The organism is Halomonas sp. S3-1-1 (genome assembly GCF_023757625.1).
Classification (GTDB): domain Bacteria; phylum Pseudomonadota; class Gammaproteobacteria; order Pseudomonadales; family Halomonadaceae; genus Vreelandella.
On the sequence record NZ_JALGBZ010000009.1, the window covers coordinates 62,060 to 83,047 of the forward strand.

At 61.9% G+C, this 20,988-nt stretch carries 21 protein-coding genes; 5 read left to right on the plus strand and 16 right to left on the minus strand.

Features of this window, described 5'->3' with window-relative positions:
• Positions 1–3 precede the first annotated feature (3 nt).
• The 11 genes from MQW23_RS18720 to MQW23_RS18770 all read right to left on the minus strand — a co-directional run bounded on the left by MQW23_RS18720 (position 4) and on the right by MQW23_RS18770 (position 8,997).
• Positions 4–801 (minus strand): SanA/YdcF family protein, encoded by a 798-nt coding sequence (locus MQW23_RS18720; protein ID WP_252109741.1) that lies wholly within the window; start codon positions 799–801, stop codon positions 4–6.
• Between the two features lie 17 nt (positions 802–818).
• On the minus strand, positions 819–1,388 hold the full coding sequence (gene sufT / locus MQW23_RS18725; RefSeq protein WP_252109742.1) for a putative Fe-S cluster assembly protein SufT: 570 nt from the start codon (positions 1,386–1,388) through the stop codon (positions 819–821).
• 5 nt (positions 1,389–1,393) lie between these two features.
• On the minus strand, positions 1,394–2,659 hold the full coding sequence (locus tag MQW23_RS18730; RefSeq protein WP_252109743.1) for a cysteine desulfurase: 1,266 nt from the start codon (positions 2,657–2,659) through the stop codon (positions 1,394–1,396).
• A gap of 25 nt (positions 2,660–2,684) precedes the next feature.
• Positions 2,685–4,025, minus strand: coding sequence for a Fe-S cluster assembly protein SufD (gene sufD, locus MQW23_RS18735; protein WP_252109744.1), 1,341 nt, complete (start codon positions 4,023–4,025; stop codon positions 2,685–2,687).
• Entirely contained in the window at positions 4,022–4,771 is a 750-nt protein-coding gene (sufC, locus tag MQW23_RS18740; RefSeq protein ID WP_252109745.1) for a Fe-S cluster assembly ATPase SufC, read from the minus strand. The genes sufD and sufC overlap by 4 nt, the downstream gene beginning before the upstream one ends.
• 83 nt (positions 4,772–4,854) lie before the next feature.
• Entirely contained in the window at positions 4,855–6,297 is a 1,443-nt protein-coding gene (gene sufB / locus MQW23_RS18745) for a Fe-S cluster assembly protein SufB (protein ID WP_252109746.1), read from the minus strand.
• Positions 6,298–6,366: 69 nt separating this feature from the next.
• A complete protein-coding gene (locus MQW23_RS18750) occupies positions 6,367–6,831 on the minus strand; it encodes an SUF system Fe-S cluster assembly regulator (protein WP_252109747.1) in 465 nt (154 codons plus the stop codon).
• Between the two features lie 213 nt (positions 6,832–7,044).
• Positions 7,045–7,383, minus strand: a complete 339-nt coding sequence (locus MQW23_RS18755; RefSeq protein ID WP_252109748.1) for a zinc ribbon domain-containing protein YjdM — start codon at positions 7,381–7,383, stop codon at positions 7,045–7,047.
• Between the two features lie 66 nt (positions 7,384–7,449).
• Entirely contained in the window at positions 7,450–7,923 is a 474-nt protein-coding gene (locus MQW23_RS18760; RefSeq protein ID WP_252109749.1) for a YbhB/YbcL family Raf kinase inhibitor-like protein, read from the minus strand.
• Positions 7,924–7,972: 49 nt separating this feature from the next.
• Positions 7,973–8,518, minus strand: a complete 546-nt coding sequence (locus tag MQW23_RS18765; protein WP_319022821.1) for a hypothetical protein — start codon at positions 8,516–8,518, stop codon at positions 7,973–7,975.
• 59 nt (positions 8,519–8,577) lie between these two features.
• Positions 8,578–8,997 carry a thiol-disulfide oxidoreductase DCC family protein gene (locus tag MQW23_RS18770; protein WP_252109750.1) on the minus strand — a complete coding sequence of 140 codons (420 nt, stop codon included), beginning with the start codon at positions 8,995–8,997 and terminating at the stop codon, positions 8,578–8,580.
• A 147-nt stretch (positions 8,998–9,144) separates the two neighbouring features.
• On the opposite strand from MQW23_RS18770, the gene MQW23_RS18775 reads away from it, so the two are divergent.
• Positions 9,145–9,612, plus strand: coding sequence for a flavodoxin family protein (locus MQW23_RS18775; protein WP_252109751.1), 468 nt, complete (start codon positions 9,145–9,147; stop codon positions 9,610–9,612).
• Positions 9,613–9,674: 62 nt separating this feature from the next.
• On the opposite strand, the gene fadA is transcribed toward MQW23_RS18775, so the two are convergent.
• Together fadA and fadB are read right to left on the minus strand one after the other, a co-directional pair.
• Positions 9,675–10,853, minus strand: coding sequence for an acetyl-CoA C-acyltransferase FadA (gene fadA / locus MQW23_RS18780; protein ID WP_252109752.1), 1,179 nt, complete (start codon positions 10,851–10,853; stop codon positions 9,675–9,677).
• A gap of 24 nt (positions 10,854–10,877) precedes the next feature.
• Positions 10,878–13,049, minus strand: coding sequence for a fatty acid oxidation complex subunit alpha FadB (gene fadB / locus MQW23_RS18785; protein ID WP_252109753.1), 2,172 nt, complete (start codon positions 13,047–13,049; stop codon positions 10,878–10,880).
• Between the two features lie 282 nt (positions 13,050–13,331).
• Between fadB and MQW23_RS18790 the strand changes: the two genes are divergently transcribed.
• Positions 13,332–14,555, plus strand: coding sequence for a DUF5924 family protein (locus tag MQW23_RS18790; protein ID WP_252109754.1), 1,224 nt, complete (start codon positions 13,332–13,334; stop codon positions 14,553–14,555).
• Between the two features lie 72 nt (positions 14,556–14,627).
• Complete coding sequence (slyA, locus tag MQW23_RS18795; RefSeq protein WP_252109755.1) at positions 14,628–15,080, plus strand: transcriptional regulator SlyA; 453 nt, start codon at positions 14,628–14,630, stop codon at positions 15,078–15,080.
• Here slyA and MQW23_RS18800 read toward each other — a convergent pair.
• The gene (locus MQW23_RS18800; protein ID WP_252109756.1) at positions 15,077–15,595 is read right to left on the minus strand and encodes a preprotein translocase subunit YajC; all 519 of its coding nucleotides are present in this window, start codon (positions 15,593–15,595) and stop codon (positions 15,077–15,079) included. The two genes, slyA and MQW23_RS18800, sit on opposite strands and share 4 nt — an antisense overlap.
• A gap of 142 nt (positions 15,596–15,737) precedes the next feature.
• Between MQW23_RS18800 and MQW23_RS18805 the strand changes: the two genes are divergently transcribed.
• Positions 15,738–16,190 carry a universal stress protein gene (locus MQW23_RS18805; RefSeq protein ID WP_252109757.1) on the plus strand — a complete coding sequence of 151 codons (453 nt, stop codon included), beginning with the start codon at positions 15,738–15,740 and terminating at the stop codon, positions 16,188–16,190.
• 88 nt (positions 16,191–16,278) lie between these two features.
• Here MQW23_RS18805 and MQW23_RS18810 read toward each other — a convergent pair whose 3' ends face one another.
• Positions 16,279–18,195, minus strand: coding sequence for an ATP-binding cassette domain-containing protein (locus MQW23_RS18810; RefSeq protein ID WP_252109758.1), 1,917 nt, complete (start codon positions 18,193–18,195; stop codon positions 16,279–16,281).
• 98 nt (positions 18,196–18,293) lie between these two features.
• Positions 18,294–19,946 carry a fatty acid--CoA ligase gene (locus MQW23_RS18815; protein ID WP_252109759.1) on the minus strand — a complete coding sequence of 551 codons (1,653 nt, stop codon included), beginning with the start codon at positions 19,944–19,946 and terminating at the stop codon, positions 18,294–18,296.
• A 181-nt stretch (positions 19,947–20,127) separates the two neighbouring features.
• Between MQW23_RS18815 and MQW23_RS18820 the strand changes: the two genes are divergently transcribed.
• On the plus strand, positions 20,128–20,988 hold the full coding sequence (locus MQW23_RS18820; RefSeq protein WP_252109760.1) for a TatD family hydrolase: 861 nt from the start codon (positions 20,128–20,130) through the stop codon (positions 20,986–20,988).

Genomic DNA, 20,988 nt, shown 5'->3' on the forward strand with positions numbered 1-20,988 from the left:
CGTTTACTGAGCGAGCTCCTTCGGTGTACCCCGCTCAAGCATTGCATCGCCCTCTTGAAACGCGGTGCCTTTCAAGGAGAGCTCGACCGGCAGCCGATAGACCAACGGTACGTAGCCGGCATCTTGCGCTTGGCTTGAGTCCATCTCGATGGGCTCCGCCGGGCCGAGAAAGTGCGGTGCGCGCCCCCAAAGATAAAGATCACCCAGAGTCGCCACCCGGGCGGCGACTTCGCGAAGGCGCAGACGCCACTCTCCTGCCGCTCGGCGCTGCTCCGCCACACACCCCGTGACCTCCATTCCCAGCGACCGGCCGATGTAAACCGCCCGCGGCAGATGCCAGCTTTGGGTCACCAGCACCGCTTCGTCGAGCTGAAAAACGCTCTTCGCCCGCGCCAGGGTGTCGTAGGTACTGAAGCCGGCGAAATCCAGCGTCATCTGCGTGGAGGGAACGCCGCGGCGGTGAAGGTCGCGCCACATGGCCCGCGGCTCGTTATAGGCTTGGGTGCGGTTGTCGCCGGAGAGCAGCAGATGATTGACGCGCTCGCGCGCGATCAAATCCGCGGAGGTGCGCATGCGGGCGTTGAAGTGCGGATTTCGAAGCCCGCTGCGGGTCCAGTTCGAAGTGCCGAACACCACCGCCACGTCACCGGGGCGGCACTGGGCCACGGGCCGGTCGATATAGCGGGCGGTGCTGGCCAACACCCAAAAATTGCCGGCTATAAACACGAATGCCGCCAGCAGCAAAAGCGCTGCCAGCGACATCAGTAGCCACTTGATCGTCCGTCGCACGAGACTAGCCATCCAGCGCCCCGGCCGCCTTAAAACATGCCGAGCTCAAGCTTGGCCTCGTCGCTCATCATGTCCCGACTCCAGGGCGGGCTAAAGACGATCTCGGTGTGTACCTTCGAGATCTGCGGCGCGCCGAGAATCTTGCTGCGCGCATCGGCGGCGATCACCTCGCCCATGCCGCAGCCCGGCGCCGTTAGCGTCATGCGGATAGTCACCATGAGTTCGCCGCTAATCAAACGATCGAAGCGGCAGCCGTAGACGAGCCCCAGGTCGACGATATTGACCGGAATCTCCGGGTCGAAGCAGGTGCGCAGCTGTTCCCAAACGAACGCTTCGATCTCTGCTTCAGTTGCCGACTCGTCAAGCGTCGGCGTAGGCAGCGATTCAAGCCCCAGCGCGTCCAGGTGGCGCCCCTCGATCAGGTAGAGCCGCCCTTCGAAGCCCACGCTGACCGTACTGCCCTTGGCCTGCATGACGCTGACCTCGCTATCCTCGGCCAGCGTCTGGGTCGTGCCGAAGGGAATCGCGATCGCCTCGACGTCACGCTGCAGCGGCAGTTTCTGACCGCGGGTCAGGCTTGCGACTTGCTCGATATCCATAGGCGTTATCTCACCATTTTAATGACACGTTCGAGCGCCGCCACGAACGTGTCGACCTCCTCGAGCGTATTATACGCCGCAAAGGAAGCGCGGCACGTCGCCTCGACCCCGAAATGGTGTAAAAGCGGCTGCGCGCAGTGGTGGCCAGTGCGAATGGCAACGCCGAGCTGGTCGATCAAAAGCCCGATGTCCTGAGAGTGGGCGCCGTCGACGACAAACGACAGCACCCCAGCCTTGTTCGGCGCGGTGCCGATGATGTTGAGCCCGTCGATCCGGCTGACCCGCTCGGTGGCATGGGCCAGAAGCACGCTTTCCCACTGACCGATCGCCTCGACCCCCACGCCTTCGACCCAGCCAAGCGCCTCGCCCATGGCGATCGCCTCGGCTATCGGCGGCGTGCCGGCCTCGAACTTGTGCGGTGGCTCGGCGAAGGTGGTGCCCGAGGGCTCGAAGGAGACGGTCTTGATCATCTCGCCGCCACCCTGCCAGGGCGGCATGGCGTCCAACAGCGCTTTTTTGGCGTAGAGCGCGCCAATACCGGTGGGCCCGTACACCTTATGGCCGGAGAAGGCGTAGAAATCGGCGTCCAGATCCTGCACGTCGATTGCCTGGTGCGGCGTCGCTTGGGCACCGTCGACCAGAATCAGCGCGCCCTGCTGATGGGCCAGCCGCGCCATCTCCTTGATCGGGTTGATCGTGCCTAGAGCGTTGGAGACGTGGTTCACCGCCACGAGTTTGGTGCGCTCGCTCAGAAGCGACCGGTAGGCGCGGATATCGAGCGCGCCGCGCTCATCCACCGGAATCACCTTCACCGTGACGCCGCGCTCCGCGGCCAAAAGCTGCCAGGGCACGATGTTGGAGTGATGCTCCAGCATCGAGATCAGCACCTCGTCGCCAGCCTGGAGGTTCTGGCGCCCCCAGCTCTGCGCCACCAGGTTGATCCCTTCGGTGGTACCGCGGGTGAAGACGATCTCGCGACGGTCCGCGGCGTTCAAAAACGCCTGGACGCGAGCGCGGGTACCTTCGAAGGCTGCCGTTGCCTCGTCGGCTAGCGTATGCAAGCCGCGATGGATGTTGGCGTTATAACGTGAGTAGTAATCGTTGAACACCTCGATCACTCGCGTCGGCGTCTGGCTGGTCGCCGCGTTGTCCAGATACACCAACGGCTTGCCGTGAACCTCGCGCGCGAGTATCGGAAACTCATCGCGCAGCGCCTTCAAATCGAAAGGCGCCTGGACGGCAGGACGCGCATCAATAGCGGTGTCAGGCATGGCTCGCTCCTTGGTGATTAAGCGCTTACTCGTTGAGAGCGGCGGCGATTTCAACCAGCCCCGCCAGGTTGAAGCGCTCGGGCAGCTTGCCCGCCACGGCGAGCTCAACCCGCTCGCTGATTTCGTCGAGCGTGACCTGCTCGAGTACCTCACCGGCGAAGGCCAGCGTTAGAAGGCCGCGTGCGGTGGCCTCGTCGATGCCGCGGGTACGCAGCGCGTAGACCGCCTCTTCGTCAAGCTGGCCGGTGGTGGTGCCGTGAGAGCACTTGACGTCGTCAGCGTAGATCTCGAGCTCCGGCTTGGCATCGATATGGGCACGATCCGATAGCAGCAGGTTTTGGTTGCTCTGGAAGCCCTCGATCTTCTGGCTGTCGCGCTTGACGTAAACCCGGCCGTTGAACACGCCGTGGGCGCGGTCGCCAAGAATGCCCTTGTAGTTCTCATTGGAGAACGTCAGCGGCGCGTTGTGGTTCACCTTGGTGTGGTTGTCCACGTGCTGGCGACCCTGACCGAAGAACAGCCCGTACAGGTTGGTATAGGCGTTTTCACCGTTGAGATCAGAGATGATGTCGTTACGCGCCAGCGCCCCGCCCAGGTTCAGATTATACGAGGTGTAGACACTGTCGCGGCTCTGCTCCACGTGAATGCTGGCCACGTGGAAATCGCCAAGCGGCGCTTCCTGAAGCTTGTAGTGATTCAGAATCGCGCCGCGATCAAGCATCAGCTCCGCCACCACGTTGGTGAAGTTGGCGGCATTCGCGTCGCCGGCGTAGTGTTCGATCACCGTCGCTTCGCTGCGACCGCCGGCCTCGACGAGAATGCGCGGGTGGCACATGACCGCCTCACCTTCGCGAGAGAGAAACTGCAGGATGATCGGTTTTTCGACCACGGTGTTAGGTGCGATGCGAACCACCGCGCCCTCTTCCATGAATGCCGTGTTGAGCGCGGCGAACGCCGAAAAGTCGACGCTGGTCAGCCGACCAAGCGGCCCGCCGACCGCTTCGTGGTTCTCTTCCAGCGCTTTCGAGAGCGGCAGCACCTGCACGCCCTGAGGCAGCGTATCGATATCGGAAAGCTTCGGTGCGAACACGCCGTCGACGAAGCACAGGCGATGCGCCTCAATAGGCAGTGTCAGCGTCGCCGCTTGGGCCTGGGAGAAATCAAAATCGTCGGCAAGTTTGAAATTGCCCTGGGCGATGGCGCGCACGTCGGTGTACTTCCACTCCTCGTCGCGACGGGTGGGAAAGCCCATCGCCTCGAAGCGGGCCGCGCCCGCCTGGCGGCGGGCGGCGATCCAGCTCGGCTCGCCACTGTAGTTGACGCTGCGCGTTTTTAGCGTATCCAAAAACGTCTGGGTATCGCTCATGCCACGGACTCCTCGATACCTTCGTATCCGTTCGCCTCGAGCTCTTTGGCAAGCTCTGCGTCACCGGTCTTGACGATGCGGCCGTTGACCAGAACGTGCACTTTATCCGGCACGATGTAGTCAAGCAGGCGCTGGTAGTGAGTGACCAGCAAAATGGCACGCTCCTCGGCGCGCAGGCTATTCACGCCGTCGGCCACGACTTTCATGGCGTCGATATCGAGGCCTGAGTCGATCTCATCGAGCATCGCCAGTTTCGGCTGAAGCACCAGCATTTGCAGGATTTCGTTACGCTTTTTCTCGCCGCCGGAGAAGCCTTCGTTGACCGCGCGCTGCAGAAAGCTGGCGTCCATTTTCATGAAGCCGAGCTTCTCTTTAACCAGCTTCATGAACTCGGGTGCGGGCATTTCGCCTTCACCGCGAGCAGCGCGCTGGGCGTTGAGCGCCGACTTCAGCAAATAGATGTTCTTGACCCCCGGAATCTCGACCGGGTACTGGAAACCGAGCAGCAGGCCCGCTTGGGCGCGCTCTTCGATCTCCATCTCCAGCACGTCCTTGCCTTCGAACGTGATGCTGCCTTGAGTCACTTCATAGCCGTCTTTGCCGGCGATGACCGCCGACAGGGTCGACTTGCCGGCGCCGTTAGGGCCCATAATGGCGTGAACTTCGCCGGCGTTGATGGTCAGCGTCAGGCCTTTGAGGATTTCGTTGCCTTCGACGGTGACGTGTAAATCGGTAACTTCCAACATGGTAATAACCCTTCAAAATCCAGCGAGTCGCAGGTGCGACGCTTAAACAACAGGTAGTGGCGAAAAAATGGTGGCGTAGACGCTTAGCCTACCGCGCCTTCCAGCGTCACGTTCAAAAGCGCCTCGGCTTCGACGGCGAACTCCATCGGCAGCTCCTGGAAGACGTCCTTGCAGAAGCCGTTGACGATCATGCTCACCGCGTCCTCTTCACTGATACCCCGGCTCTGGCAGTAGAAGAGCTGGTCTTCGCCGATCTTCGAGGTCGTTGCTTCGTGTTCGATCTTCGCGGTGGAGTTGCCGATCTCCTGGTACGGGAAGGTGTGCGCCCCGCAGGTATCGCCGATCAGAAGCGAATCGCACTGGGTGAAGTTACGCGCGCCCTTGGCTCTCGGGCCGATCTTGACAAGCCCACGGTAGGACTGATCGCTACGCCCGGCGGAGATGCCCTTGGCGACGATATAGGAGCGCGTGCCCTCGCCCACGTGGATCATCTTGGTGCCGGTATCCGCCTGTTGCCGGCCGTTGGTGACCGCCACGGAGTAGAACTCGCCGATGCTGTCCTTGCCGCGCAGCACGCACGACGGGTACTTCCAGGTGATCGCCGAACCGGTCTCGACTTGGGTCCAACTGATGCGCGAACGATCACCGCGGCACTCGCCGCGCTTGGTGACGAAGTTGTAGATACCGCCCACCCCGTTCTCGTCGCCGGGGTACCAGTTTTGCACGGTGGAGTACTTGATGTAGGCGTCATCGAGCGCCACGAGCTCGACCACCGCGGCGTGGAGCTGATTCTCGTCACGCATCGGCGCGGTGCAGCCCTCGAGATACGACACCGTGGCCCGGCTTTCGCAGACGATCAGGGTGCGCTCGAACTGGCCGGTATTGGCGGCGTTGATACGGAAGTAGGTCGAGAGCTCCATCGGGCAGGTCACGCCTTCGGGTACGAACACGAAGGAGCCGTCGGTGAACACCGCCGAGTTGAGCGCAGCGAAGTAGTTGTCCGCCTTGGGTACGACGGTGCCCAGGTACTGCTTGACGAGCTCCGGATAGTCGCGAATCGCCTCCGAAATCGAGCAGAAGATCACGCCCGCCTCGGCCAGCTGCTTTTTGAACGTGGTCGCCACCGATACCGAGTCGAACACCGCGTCCACGGCGACGCCAGCAAGAGCCGCCCGCTCGTGCAGCGGAATGCCGAGCTTCTCGTAGGTCTCCAGAAGCTTCGGGTCGACCTCATCGAGACTCTGCGGCATGTCTTCAGGACGCTTCGGCGCGCTGAAATAAGAGATCGCCTGGTAGTCGATCGGTGGGTAGTCCAGGTGCGCCCAGGAGGGCTCTTTCATCTTGAGCCACTGACGGTAGGCGTCCAAGCGCCACTCGAGCATCCACTCCGGCTCGCCTTTCTTGTTGGAGATAAAGGCGATGGTGTTTTCGTCCAAACCAGGTGGCAGCGTGTCGCTCTCGATGTCGGTCACAAAGCCATCTTTGTATTCGCGACGAACCAGCTGTTCCATCTCTTCGCTTGCCATGGTCGTACCCTCCAGGCCGTTGGGTGGCGAGCCTGCTCGCCGTCCATAAAGTTAACGCCTTTGCGTGTCTTAAGCAGACACCGCCGACAGGCTGATCGTTTGAATAGGTAGCGCAATGGGCAGTTTGATCGGCGAGGTATCCGCCAGGTGCGAAAGCGTAACGCTCTCAAGCAGCGTGCGCAGCGCAATCGATACCCGCTGCCAGTTGTCGGACACGCCGCAGCTGCCCGCAAGCTCGCACTCGCCTTCGGCGTGGCTACACTCAGTCATCGCCACCGGCCCTTCGATGGCGGCAATGATGTCCGCCGCGGTGATTTTGGAGGCGGGACGCGCAAGCCGGTAGCCGCCCTGGGCGCCGCGCTGCGAGGTCAAAAGCCCCGCCTTCACCAGCATTTTGAGCGTCTTGCTCACCGTTGGGTGAGGCAGATTGACGGTGCCGGCCAGATCCGCCGCCGCGTGCGGCGTTTCCGGGTGACGGGCAATTTGCGCCATCACTACCGCCGCGTAATCTGTCAGTCGAGAAAGCTTTAGCATTAGGGCTCCCGATGGGGGTCGCTTTCGATTGAGGACCATTTTAGTCCTGTATGAAAATGATGTGAAGCCCCGGGCTCCCCTATTCGGCGAAAAGCGGCGTTTTCGCGCACGTTCGCCGCCAATCGAACCATAAAAGCCAATCATTCTCATTTGTAAGCACTATCGAGCCGACGCAAAAAAGCCCGCCGAATGGCGGGCCCTGTATCGCGTGAATCAGGCTTTTTTGACGAACTGCGACTTGAGCTTCATCGGGCCGATCCCATCGACCTTGCAGTCGATGTCGTGGTCGCCGTCGACCAAGCGGATGTTCTTGACTCGGGTGCCGACCTTGACCACCGAGGAGCTCCCCTTGACCTTCAAATCCTTGATGACCGTGACGGTATCGCCATCGACAAGCGGGTTGCCGTTGGCGTCGCGGACCACGCTTTCAGCCTCCGCCTCCATCTCGCCGGTTTTGGACCACTCGTTACCGCACTCCGGGCAGACGTACTGCAGGCCGTCGTCATAGGTATAGGCGGAATTGCAGGCGGGACAGTTGGGCAGCTCGCTCATCGAAGGCTCCATCGCGGGAAAACAAAGCGAAGGAGCCTACACAAATTGTGCTCGTGGCACCAGCACTTAGCGCTGGTAGGTGCCGACCAGGCGGTTCATGCCGAGAAGATGCGGCTCGATCTCGGTGAGCAGCTCGGACAGCGTCAGCCCTTCGGGCAGCGAGGTCTCTTGATCCAGCGCCAGCACCCAGAAGTAATAGAGGTGCTTACCGTGATTTTCCGGCGGCATGGGGCCGGCGTAACCGGGCTTGTCGAAGTCGTTGTTGCCGGCGGTGCCGACGGTGGCGCTGTCGGGAAGCTCCGAAAGATTGCCGGGCAGGTTGTATAAAAGCCAGTGAACGAACCCGTAGCCGCCGTTTTTGACCAGCGGCGCATCCGGGTCGTGACAGATCACCGCAAAGCCTTTCGTGCCTTCCGGCGCGCCCTGCCAGGCAAGCGCCGGCGAGACATCGTCGCCTTCACCGGTGTACTGGGCCGGTATCGGCTGGTGATCGGAAAAAGCGGGGCTGGTGACTTGCATTGTGGATAGCGCAAAGGCCATGTGAAAGCTCCTTAAAGTGTCGTCCATGTATGCGGGCGCCGCCCCGCGTTCAGTACGTGGCCGGAAGCGCCAGCGCGTCGGCGTGCTGCTGCTGCCACTGGCGCGCCGTGGCCACGTTATCGGCGTTGGTGTTTGGGTCGAGCGCCCCTTTGAGAGTAATGGCATCACCACGGGTTCTGGCCATCAAAAGCGGGTCCTGAGTGGCGAGTTCCAAAGCGTAAAGCGCAAGCATCAGCTCGTACTCGTCCCGAGTGTCGAGGCGCGCCAGCAGCAGCGGCACCGCGGGCAGACCGATCTCGCCAAGCTTTTCGGCGGCGACAAAGCGTGGCCCGTTGCTGCCCGGCGCAACAAAGCGCGTATCCGACAGACGGCTGACAAAATACGCGGCGCGCTCTTCGGGGCTGGTGGCCAGCGGCGGCTCCCAGTAGATATCGGTCATGCCGTAGCGAGGCATCGCCGTGTAGCCAGTACTTGCGCTGGGCGGCGCTTCTGGCGCTGCCGCCGGCGTCGTGGGTGGCGGCGTGCGTCCTGCGCAGCCGGCCAGTAAAGCGGCGGCGAGCGCCACGACCGCGCTTGCGCGTTTTCCCATGTTCATCACGATTTTCCAGGCCCCTCTCTCATGTCAAGACGCAGCGATCGGACGAAAGCCGCCGATCATGACGACCAGCGCCCCTGGCGCTTGAGGCGTTTTTCGACCCAGTGGTCATAGTAGCGGCGAAGCCCCTGTTTGATGCCGGGCAGGCCGATAATATACGCCCCCGGCACCAGCCAGGGAATACGCTTCATCAGCAGCCGGTAGGCGTCGATACCTTCGATGAGGCGGCCGTTTTTGAGCTCGATGTGCAGCGAGTGCAGCGCGGTGTCCCGCGCAACCCCGTGCGCCTTGAGCGTCTGCTCGTACTCGGTGACGTCACACCACGCGATATCCTCGCCCCGCCGCCCGGCCAGGCGTTCGAAAATTCGCCGGTCCTTGCGACAGCTCGGGCACTGGCCATCGTAAAAGACCCGAATGCGGCCACGCTTGATGTTTCGAAGCTCATCGTTTTGAGGTTCGTCGTTTTGAAGTTCGTTCATGAAGAAACCGCTCTGCGTCGAGCCTTTAGTCTGGCACTCCTTTGAAACAACGCAAGCCGCGGCACCAGATCGGCTGACCCTACGGGTGGCGCTTTTGCGTCCGGAGCGTGTAGCGTAGCGCTCATCTTCATAAAAAGGAGCGCGACCATGAGCGCCAAACGGCTGTTGATCATCGCCCACGCGCCCTCTTCCAATACGCGCCGGCTGCGCGACGCCGTGATCGAAGGCGCCAGCGACGAGGCGGTCGAGGGTATCGAGGTGCGCGCGCTGGCGCCGCTCGACGTGACTCCTAACGAGATCATCGCCGCCGACGCGGTGATCATCGGCACGACGGAAAATCTGGGCTACATGGCCGGGCTGACCAAGGACGTGTTCGACCGCTGCTACTATCCGTGCCTCGAGCGTACCGAGGGCCTTGCGTTTGCCTTCTACGTCAGAGCCGGGCTCGACGGTACCGGCACGCGCCGGGCCATCGAGTCGATCACCACCGGCCTTCGCTGGCGCCTGGTGCAAGCACCTCTGATCTGTCAGGGCGATTTCGACGAGGCGTTCATCGACCAGTGCAGAGAGCTTGGGCTTTCGATGGCGGCGAGCCTTGAGGCGGGTATCGTCTAGACATAAAAACGGCACCCGAAGGTGCCGTTTCGTCTTTTAAGCTCGCGGGACGTCTTTGAGGCCTATTTCAGCCGCTCGAACACCGTGGCCACGCCCTGCCCCATGCCGATACACATCGTGGCCAAGCCAAGCGTGGTGTCTTGCTGGCGCATCACGTTCAAAAGCGTGGTGCAGATGCGCGAGCCGGAGCAGCCCAGCGGATGACCAAGCGCGATGGCGCCGCCGTGCAGGTTGACCTTCTGATCGAGGTCGTCGAGAAAGCCGAGGTCCTTCAATACCGGAATGCCCTGGGCAGCGAAGGCTTCGTTGAGCTCGACGGTTTCGATGTCCTTGGCGGAAAGCCCCGCAGCCTTGAGTGCCTTTTTCGATGCCGGCACCGGGCCGTAGCCCATGATGGAGGCGTCGCAACCGGCAACGCCGGTGGAAAGTACCCGGGCGATCGGCTCGAGCCCCAGGGCCTGGGCGCGCTCATAGCTCATGATCGCCATCGCCGAGGCACCCACGGAGAGCGCCGAGGAGGTACCGGCGGTGACGGTGCCGCTGCGCGGATCGAACACCGGCTTGAGCTCGGCCATGGACTCAAGGCTTGCATCGCCGCGCACGACTTCGTCGTGCTTGACATTGACCCGGAAACCATTGCTGTCGTGGCCTTCGACGCCAATGATCTCGTTGTCGAAGTAGCCCTTCTCATTGGCGGCCTTGGCGCGCTGGTGCGAGCGTACGCCGAACTTGTCCTGCTCCTCGCGGGTAACGCCGTGCATCTTGCCCAGAAGCTCGGCGGTCAGACCCATCATCATGGCGGCCTTGGCGGCGTACTTGCTCGCCGCCGGGTTGACGTCGACACCGTGGGCCATGGGCACGTGCTCCATGTGCTCGACGCCGCCGATGACGTACATGTCGCCCATGCCCGCCTTGATGTTGGCCGCGGCGATGTGCAGCGCGGTCATCGAGGAGCCGCACAGCCGGTTCACGGTTTGAGCCGGCACGGTGCGCGGAATGCCGGTCATGATCGCCGCGTTGCGGGCGATGTTCATCGACTGCTCGAGGGTCTGGTTCACACAGCCCCAGATCACGTCGTCGACCTCGGCCGGGTCCAGGCTGGCGTTACGATCGAACAGCGCCTGCATCACCGCCGCCGACAGGTTTTCGGCGCGCACGTTGCGAAACGCGCCGTTCTTGGCCTTGGCCATGGCGGTACGAACCCCGTCGACCACCACGATATCCCTTGGATTCAAACTCATCATATTTCTCCTGTTCGCGGTGACTTAGGCCTGGTCCTGATAGAAACGCTCGCCGTTTTGCGCCATCTGCTTTAGCTTCTCGGTCGGCGCGTAGAGCGGACCTAGCTCCTCGGCAAGCTTTTCGGCCTGGGCCACAAAGGTGTCCACGCCCATGGCATCGATGTAGCGCAGCGCCCCGCCCCGGAAAGGAGGAAAACCGATACCGTAGATCAGCGCCATATCGGCCTCGGCGGGGGTATCGACGATGCCGTCTTCCAGGCAGCGCACGGTCTCCAGACACAGCGGCGTCATCATCCGCTTGACGATGTCCTCGTCCGAGAACTCCTTCTGCTCGCCGGCAACTTCCTTGATGAGCGCGTAGGCCTGATCGTCAGAGACCTTTTTGGGCTTGCCCTTCTTGTCTTCCTCGTAGGCGTAGAAGCCCTTGTCATTCTTCTGACCCAGGCGGTCGTTTTCATACATCACCTGAATGGCGGTCTTGCTGTCGCGGGCCATGCGGTCCGGGAAGCCTTCGGCCATCACTTCGTTGGCGTGCACCGCGGTGTCCATGCCGACCACGTCGAGCAAATACGCCGGGCCCATCGGCCAACCGAACTTCTCCATTACCTTGTCGACGTGCTGGAAGTCGGCGCCTTGCTCGACCAGAAAGCTGAAGCCGCCGAAGTAGGGAAACAGCACGCGGTTGACCAAAAAGCCGGGGCAGTCGTTGACCACGATCGGCGTCTTGCCCATGGCGCGGGCGTAGGCGACGGTCGCTGCCACCGCTTCGTCGGAGGTCTTCTCGCCGCGGATGACTTCCACCAGCGGCATGCGGTGCACCGGGTTGAAGAAGTGCATGCCGCAGAAGTTTTGCGGGCGTGCCAGATTCTTCGCCAGCCGGTTGATCGAAATCGTCGAGGTATTGGAAGTGAGGATGGTCTCCTCGCCGACGTTCTTCTCGACCTCGGCCAGCACGCCCTCTTTCACCTTTGGATTCTCGACCACCGCTTCGACGACCAGATCGACGTTTTCGAAATCACCGTAGGAGAGCGTGGGGCGAATGTTGGTGAGCTTCTCGGCCATCTCGTCAGGCTTGAGTTTTTTGCGCTCGACCTGCTTGCCAAAAAGCTTGCGCGCCTCCTTCAAACCCAGCTCGATCGCCTCCGGTTTGATGTCCTTCATGATGATCGGCGTGCCCTTGGAGGCGCTCTGGTAGGCGATACCGCCGCCCATGATGCCGGCGCCCAGCACCGCAGTCTGCTTGACCGGGCGGGCCTGCTTTTCGTACTTGCCGGCCTTCTTCTTGACGACCTGGTCGTTTAAGAAGAGTCCGACGAGGTTGAACGCCACGCTGGTCATGGCGAGTTTGGCAAACGCCTTGGCTTCGATCGCCTGAGCGCGCTCGCGCTCCTCGCCGGCGCCTTTCTGGATAACCTTGATCGCCTCTATCGGCGCCGGATAGTGCGGGCCCGCCTTACCGGCCACATACCCCTTGGCGGTCTCGAAGGCCATCATCTGCTCGATGGCGTTGAGCTTCAAAGGTGCCTTTTTCTCGGCGCGGCGGTTCTGGTAGTCGAGCTCGCCGGCGTTGGCGCGGTCGAGCGTATCAAGCGCGGCGGCCTCGAGCTGGTCGTGGGCGACCACGGCGTCGACCGCGCCCATCTTGAGCGCCTCGGCCGGGCGGTTTTCGCTACCGCCGGCGATCCACTCGATGGCGTTGTCGGCGCCAATGATGCGCGGTAAGCGCACGCAGCCGCCCCAGCCCGGGAGGATACCCAGTTTGGTTTCCGGCAGGCCCATCTTGCCCTTCTCGCTCATGACGCGAAAATCGCAGGTTAAGAGCACTTCGCAGCCGCCGCCGAGCGCCAGCCCGTTGACCGCAGCCACGGTAGGAAACGGTAGATCCTCGATGGCGTTGAAGATATCGTGGACCTTGAGGTTCATCTGCTCGAGATATTCTTCGCCCTTTTCGAACAGCGAATGAAACTCGGTGATGTCGGCGCCGACGATGAAGACATCCTTGGCGCTTTTGATCAGAAGGCCCTTGAGATCGCGCTCACCTTCGATCGCGCTGACCGCTTCACCGAGCTCCTGCACCACGGCGCTGGAAAGCTTGTTGATGGACTCATCCTTCAAATCGAAAGTGAGCGTTGCGATGCTGTTGCCACCTTGGGTGTCACGACGCTCCACCGTGATGGCGTTGCCTTGATAGATCATCCGCGCTGTCTCCACTGGTACGGGCTTTACAGATACGAGCTCTACAAATCGGGCGGGGGCCAAACGCCGGCCCGCCGCAATTTTCATACGGTCGTTTGATCGCTCAAGCTTGGTCGAGTTGATTGTCAAGGTCAAGCCTTTGACAACGCCTCGAGCGGGCGATATGCCCGCAAAACGCTACGTTAGAAGATGCAGCCCTTGCCGTTCAAGGCCTGGCAAGGCTCTATCGACTTTCGTTGCAATCCCTGGGATTATAGGCGTTTTCTCAACGAGTGAATCGCCATGGGTACTTTTCTGACGCCTAACCGCATCGCCCGATGGCAGTCACTTGCCGAACGCATCGTTGTGCGGGTCAAGCCCTGGGCCTTTTTATGGCCCCCTGTCGCCTTCGCTGCCGGGCTCGGCAGTTTCTTTTTGGTGGACCGTCAGCAGTGGCTGGGGGCAGCGCTGGCGCTGGGGCTGCTGCTGGCCTGGGGGCTCATGCTGTCCGAAAGCCTTTTATCACGCATTCTGCGAAAGCGCGGCCAGGAGGGCCTGCCGCGCATGGTCACCACGTTCATCGCCCAGATGATCCACCAGGAAACGCTCTTTTTTACTCTGCCCTTCATTTTGATCACCACGGTATGGAACAGCGGGCAGCTCATCTTTGCGCTACTGGTCGTGGCGATGGCGATCCTGTCGATCATCGACCCGCTCTACTACAAGCTGGCCGGGCGCTCGCGAAGCCTCTACTTTCTATTTCACGCCCAGTGCGTTTTTCTCGTGCTTCTGGTGATTTTGCCAATCATGGTGCACCTGACCACCGGACAGAGCCTTGCGCTGGCACTCGGCTTGACCGTGCTGATTGCGCTGCCAAGCTTTTGGCATCTGGTCAAGGCGCGAACGCTTACGCGCCTGTGCCTGTTTCTTTTGTTACTGGTAGGCCTTGCGCTAGCAGGCTGGGTCGCGCGGGTGTGGGTACCGCCGGCCACGCTCTGGATGACGGGAAGCGCGCTTTCGCCGCAGTTCGATACCGCCAACCGAACGCCGCTGGGTGAGATGACGCTGACGCCAGAGGCGCTGGCAAGCCGCGGGCTCTACGTCTATACCGCCATTCGCGCCCCGCGAGGATTGAGCGAAACCGTGCAACACGTTTGGCACCACAACAGCCAGGAACTGGATACGGTAGAGCTCGACATCAGCGGCGGGCGCGAGCAGGGCTACCGCGCCTGGAGTCACAAGAACAACTTCCCCCAAGACCCTACCGGCAACTGGCGGGTCGATATCATGACCGCCGGCGGCCAGCGACTAGGGTTGATTCGCTTCGTTGTGGCGGACGATTCCAACGAGGCCAGCGTCGCCGATGGCCGCATTCGCGCCAGTGGAATGAGCCGGCTACACATGGGGCGGTTCGTTGCCGGGCGTGGCGAAAGTGAGGAAAGTGGTGACAATGAACAAGCGAGTGACAGCGAGGAAGGCGTCGAAACGGACGAGAGCGTTGAAAGCGCCTCCAGCGAGCCCCGCTAATATCCGGCGGGCGCTTGCAATCAGCGCCCGAGGTTATGACAATTCGCTTAACACCCTCACGGATCGTGACTCATGGCTTCAACGATAGGTTTTCGACTTGCCCGTTTACCGCACCTGTGGCGCTCCATTCTGGATCGAAGGCTGGCGCCACTGGGGCTTACGCAAACCCGCTGGGTTACTCTTTACCACTTGTGGCGCCTGGGCGAAGGCCACCCGCAGTGCGATCTGGCCAAGGTGATCGGCGTCGAGGCACCGTCACTGGTGCGAACGCTAGGCCAGCTCGAGGAGCAGGGTCTGATCGAGCGTCGCGCCTGCGACAACGATCGGCGCAGTAAACGCATCTTTTTGACGCCGAAGGCGACACCGCTGCTCGAAAAAATCGACAATGTGGCAAGTCAGGCGCGCGAAGAGATGTTCGCAGGCTTGAGCGACGAGCAGCTCGATAAGCTTGACGAGTGGCTGGGCATCATCGAGTCCAACGGCCTCGCCATCCAGTCCCGCGATCAGCAGGGCCCCATCGCCTAGCGTGAAGAGGCGCTCAGCGCCAGATGATCAGCCTGGCCCGCGAGCGTTAGAGTGAGCTCGCGAAAGGCCTCAAGGTAGAGCGTAAAGCGCTCAGGCCCCTGTGACTCCCACCACCATAGCGTCATCGCTTGGGCACTGGACTCGATTACCAGCGCATCCGTTGGCAGGCGCTCCAAAAGCGCCTTCAGCGAAGCGTCGGCCGCCGTTGGAAGCGGCCTGAGCGGCGCAATGCGCCAGCGCCAGCCGGCGTGAAAGTGCTCCAGCGCCTCGCTTGCGTGGGCGTCACGCACCAGTACGAAATTCGGACCAGGTGCTTTCTGCTCGTAGGCAAAACGGTAGCCCGGCATGAAGCCCTTGAAGTTATGCAGCGGCGGCGCGGCCAGTTTCACTTCTACCCCTTCCTTGCGCGCAAAGCTTCGCAGCGCGTTCTGCCGCGTTTGGCGCGGGTTGGGTTTGAGCCACATAACCGGCGCGGCCACGAACAGCACGACGCCCAGCACGATCAACCATTCCATTTACGACGCCCCTCTTTCAACCGATCGATACTTGCGTTAAAAAAACCCGCGTTTGGGCCGTTGTGAACCCTAGGCGTTGCGCTTAAAGTAAACATTACCCGACAAAGGTGCTCTTTGTTGCTTATTGCGAAGGAGATGGGCCATGAGCTATCACCATATTCTGGTCGCGGTTGATCTGACCAAGGACTCCCACCGGGTGCTCGAGCGCGCGATCGCCGTCTCGCAGCGAAACGAGCACGCCAAAATTTCGATCATGCACACCCTGGAGCCGCTCGGTTTCGCCTACGGCGGCGACATTCCGATGGATTTGACCAGCATTCAGGATCAGTTGGACGACCACGCCAAAAAGCGTCTGTCGGAGATCGCCACGCCCCACGTCAAGCCCGAAGACCAGCACGTGGTGGTCGGCATGCCAGATACCGAAATTCATCGCTTCGCCAACGATCACAGCGTCGACTTGATCGTGGTGGGCTCCCACGGCCGCCACGGCTTCGCGCTGCTGTTGGGCTCCACCTCGACCGGCGTTCTTCACGGCGCGCCCTGCGACGTACTGGCGGTGCGCGTGGGTCAAAAAGGCGAGCAGACCGACGAATGATGCCGCGCCACTGCTAGCGCAAGGCGCCCCGCGGGGCGCCTTTTGTCTTTCAAACTATTCCACATCCTGCCAAATCCAGCCGGCCTGTCTACTCGCCCGCCATCGCCTCGAGTTCCATCCAGCGCTCCATCGCTACCTCAAGGCGATCCTGTACGCCCTGCAGCTCGTTCAGCTTGGCCGTCACCTCGGTGGCTGGCTTTTGATAAAACGTTGGCTCACCGATCACCTTCTCAAGCGCCGCCACCTCGGCTTCCAGAGCTTCGATCTCGGCGGGCAACGCCTCCAGCTCGCGGCGCAGGTTGTAGGAGAGCTTGGCCGACTTTTTTGCCGGGGCGCTTTTGGGCTTCTCGGCACTTTTCGCTTCAACCTTGCCGGTCGGCTCGGTGTTCTGGCGCGCTGCGCCCTCCCAGGGCGCCGGTGGCAGCTTCCCGCCCTGGCGAATCCAGTCGCTGTAGCCGCCCACGTACTCGCGCACTGCACCGTTGCCTTCGAACGCCAGCATGCTGGTCACCACGTGATCCATAAAGGTTCTGTCGTGGGAAACCAGCAACAGAGTGCCGTCGAAATCGAGCAGCAGCTCCTCCAAAAGCTCGAGGGTTTCCATGTCCAGGTCGTTGGTCGGCTCATCGAGCACCAGCACGTTCGCCGGCTGGGTGAAGAGTTTGGCCAGCAGCAGCCGGTTGGACTCGCCGCCGGAAAGCGCCTTCACTGGCTGGCGTACCCGGTCCGGGGTGAACAGGAAATCCTGCAGGTAGCTCATGACGTGACGATCGCGCCCGCCAACGCTGACTCGGTCGCTGCCCTGGGCGACGTTGTCGTAAACGGTTTTCTCAAGCTCCAGGCCCGCGCGCAGCTGATCGAAGTAAGCGACCTTCAGATTGGTGCCGAGCTGGACGCTGCCTTCGGTGGGTTCGAGTTCGCCGAGCAGGATCTTCAGAAGCGTGGTCTTGCCCGCGCCGTTGCGGCCCAAAAAGCCGATGCGGTCGCCGCGCATGATCTCGAGGTTGACGTTATCGAGGATGACGTCATCGCCAAAGCGCTGGCTGACGCCCTTGAGCTCGACCACTCGCTTGCCGGTGCGCTCGCCGCTGTCCACGGTCAAATTCGCGCTGCCCTGGCGCTCACGGCGCTGACTGCGTTCGGCTCGCATCGCTTCCAGCGCACGCACGCGGCCCTCATTGCGGGTACGCCGCGCCTTGATGCCCTGGCGAATCCAGGTCTCTTCCTGAGCAAGCTTCTTGTCGAACTCGGCGTTTTCACGCGCCTCTACCTCGAGCTCGTGCTGCTTGCGTGCCTGGTACTCCTCGTACTTGCCGGGGTAGCGGCCGAGCTTGCCCCGGTCGAGCTCGAGAATGTTGGTCGCAAGTTTCGACAAAAACGCCCGGTCGTGAGTGATCAGCAGCACGGCGCCGTTGAAGGCGAGAAGCTGCTCCTCGAGCCAGGCAATGGTGTCGAGATCCAGGTGGTTGGTAGGCTCGTCGAGTAGGAGCAGATCCGGCTCGGAGACCAGCGCGCGAGCCAGCGCCACGCGGCGACGCCAGCCGCCGGAGAGCGCGTTCATCTCCGCTTCCGGCGGCAGCCCCAACCGGGTGAGCACCACGTCGATGCGCTGGTGAAAGGACCAGCCGTCGATCGCTTCGATGCGCGTTTGAAGTGTGGCCATCCGGTTCATGTTCGGGTCGGCTGCGTTGATCAGCTGGTGGTACTCGGACAAAAGCTCGCCGGCTTCCGGTAGGCCCATGGCCACCACGTCGAAGATCGTCATGCCGGAGGACTCCGGCAGCTCCTGGGCGAGCACGCCGACCTTCAGGCCCGGCGCGCGCCAGACGGTGCCGTCGTCGGCCTGGATGTCGCCGGCCACCAGTTTCAAAAGCGTCGACTTACCGGTGCCGTTGCGACCCACCAGCGCCAGCCGCTCGCCCTTCTCCACCGTAAGCTCCGCGCGGTCCAGCAGGGTCTGTGTGCCGTAGGCCAGTTGTAACTGTTCAAGTCGTAACAGGGTCACGCGGTATCCTCCATGTCGTCAGGCGCACAGTGTAACGCATGGCCCGGGGGAACGGTGAAATCGAATCACCGCTGCCCGACCCAACCGGCGCCGACGCCTCAGAGCCCGCTTCGGATACGCTTTTTATCCAGTTTGCCGACGCTGGTCTTGGGAATCTCGTCGACGATGCGAATGTCCTTCGGCACGCCCCAGCGGTTGAGCTTGCCCTGCTCGACGAAACGCTCCATGAAGGAAATCAGCGCTTCAAACGAAGGTGGTTCGTTCAGGTTTTGTGGGACCACCCAGGCCACCGGCCGCTCGCCCCACTTCTCGTCGGCAACACCGACCACCGCTACTTCGGCGACCTCCGGGTGCTGACTCAAAAGGCTTTCGAGCTCGAGCGACGAAAGCCACTCGCCGCCGGTCTTGATCACGTCCTTGATGCGGTCGCTGATGGTCAAAAACCCCGCCTCGTCGATCGAGCCCACGTCGCCGGTGTAAAGCCAGCCGTCGCACCAGAGCTCTTCGCTGCGCGCCTCCTCCTTGAAGTAGGCCTGGGTGAGCCAGGGCGCGCGAACGCGTACCTCGCCAACGCTTTGGCCGTCCCGAGGCTGTACTTGGCCGCTGGGGTCGACCACGTCGATATCGACCAGCGGCGTGGGCAGACCGGCCTTGCAGCGCCAGCCAAGCTGACTGTCGAACGGTGCCTCTTCGACGTGGCGCGGCAAAATGTCGACGGTCAACAGCGGGCAGGTCTCGGACATGCCGTAGGCACTTCGGGTGTCGATGCCCAGCGCCCAGGCACGCTTGGCCAGGCTTTCGGTCAGGGCACTGCCACCTATCAGCACTCTCCAGCCGGTCAGATCCACCCGCTTAGAGGCGACCGCTTCAGTGGTGAGCACCATGTTGAGCAGTGTCGGCACGCAGTGGGAGAAGTCGACCTTTTCCTCGACCAGCAGCTTGACCAGCATCTCGGCGTCGTAACGGCCGGGATATACCTGGGTGGCACCCAAAAGCGTGGCCGTATAGGGCACGCCCCAGGCGTGAACGTGAAACATCGGCGTGATCGGCATGTACACCTTGTCGCGGCTCAAAAGCTCTACGCCGGCGGCCTGAAAAAGGCTCGCCTCATTGAGCGTGTGCAGCACGAGCTGACGATGAGTGAAGAACACCCCTTTCGGGTTGCCGGTCGTACCGGTCGTATAGAAAAGCGTGGCCACCGCATTTTCATCGAAGGTGGGAAAGTCGTATTGATCTAGCTGCTCGCCGAGCAGCGCCTCGTACTCGCCAACGACGTTGAGTGGCGTATTTACCGCTTGCGGCGTCTCCTGGCAGAGCACGTAGCCGCGTACCCGGTCGAGTTTTGGCGCCAGTGGTTCGAGCAGCGGCAAAAAGTCCTCGTGGGTCAGCACGAAAACGTCCTCGGCGTGCTCCATGGTGTAGAGAATCTGCTCCGGCGCCAGGCGCACGTTCACGGTATGCAGCACCGCGCCGATCATGGGAATGGCGAAAAAGCACTCCAGATAGCGGTGGCTGTCCCAATCGAGCACCGCTACCACGTCGCCGGCCTCGACGCCTTGGGCGGTCAGCATCTGCGCGAGCTGATGCACGCGCTCCTCGAAGCGGCGATAGTCGTGGCGGCAGTGATCGCGGTAGACGATCGGGTTGTCGCCGGCAACGCGGACCCCGGCGGTAAGAAGGTCACGAATCAACAGCGGCGGATTCGTCGCCGAGGCGGTGGCGGGCAGAATTTTGGGAGTGACGCTGGGCATGGGCGGCTCGCTTTTTATTGGCGTGTTAAACGGCTGTTTGATCCTCAATAGTGTTCACTGCCCATTTATCTGGTGCAATCGGTTCATCCTGCTGCTTTGGTATTAGCCGGGCGTCCCCCTCACCCGTTACAATGACGCGATTCGATTCCGCCGATAAGGCGCCCACCTGCAGGAGCCGGGTTTGACCACAACCGACACGTCATCCTTTTTACCCGAGGCGCTGTGTTTTCGCCCGCGCGAGGCGCTGGTGGATATCGGTGCCAACCTGACCCACGAAAGCTTCGAGCGCGATCTGAACGCGGTGATTGAGCGCGCCCAGGCAGCCAACGTGACGACGATGATCGTGACCGGCACCGATCTCCCCCACGCCGAGCAGGCCGTGGCAATGGCCGAGCGTTTCCCCGGCCTTTACGCCACCGCCGGCGTCCACCCCCACGACGCCAGCCACTGGAGTGACGCGCTCGCCCGCCAAATGGCAGCGCTGCATAAAGAGCCTGCGGTTGTGGCGGTCGGCGAGTGTGGTCTCGACTTCAATCGAAACTTCTCCACCCCGGCGGAGCAGGAGAAAGCGTTCGAGGCGCAGCTAGGGCTTGCCGCCGACAGCGGCTTGCCGCTGTTTCTTCACGAACGCGACGCCGGTGCGCGCATGCGCGATATTCTCAAGGCCTGGCGTGACGATATTTCCAAAGCGGTGATCCACTGCTTCACCGGCGAGGCGCAGACGCTCTACGGCTATCTGGATCTCGATTTGCATATTGGCCTGACCGGCTGGATCTGCGACGAACGCCGCGGCCATCACCTGCGCCCGCTTTGTAAGGACATTCCGCTCAACCGGCTGATGCTCGAAACCGACTGCCCTTATCTGCTGCCGCGCAATTTGCCGGCCAAGCTCAAGGGCCGCCGCCACGAGCCCGCATTGCTGCCCTGGATCAGCCGGGAGATCGCCCACTGGGCCGGCGTAGAGGAAGAGACGTTGATCCATGAAACCACCCGCACCGCCCGGCGCTTTTTCAATCTCGATAGTGCCTTGAAGGAGAGTTAA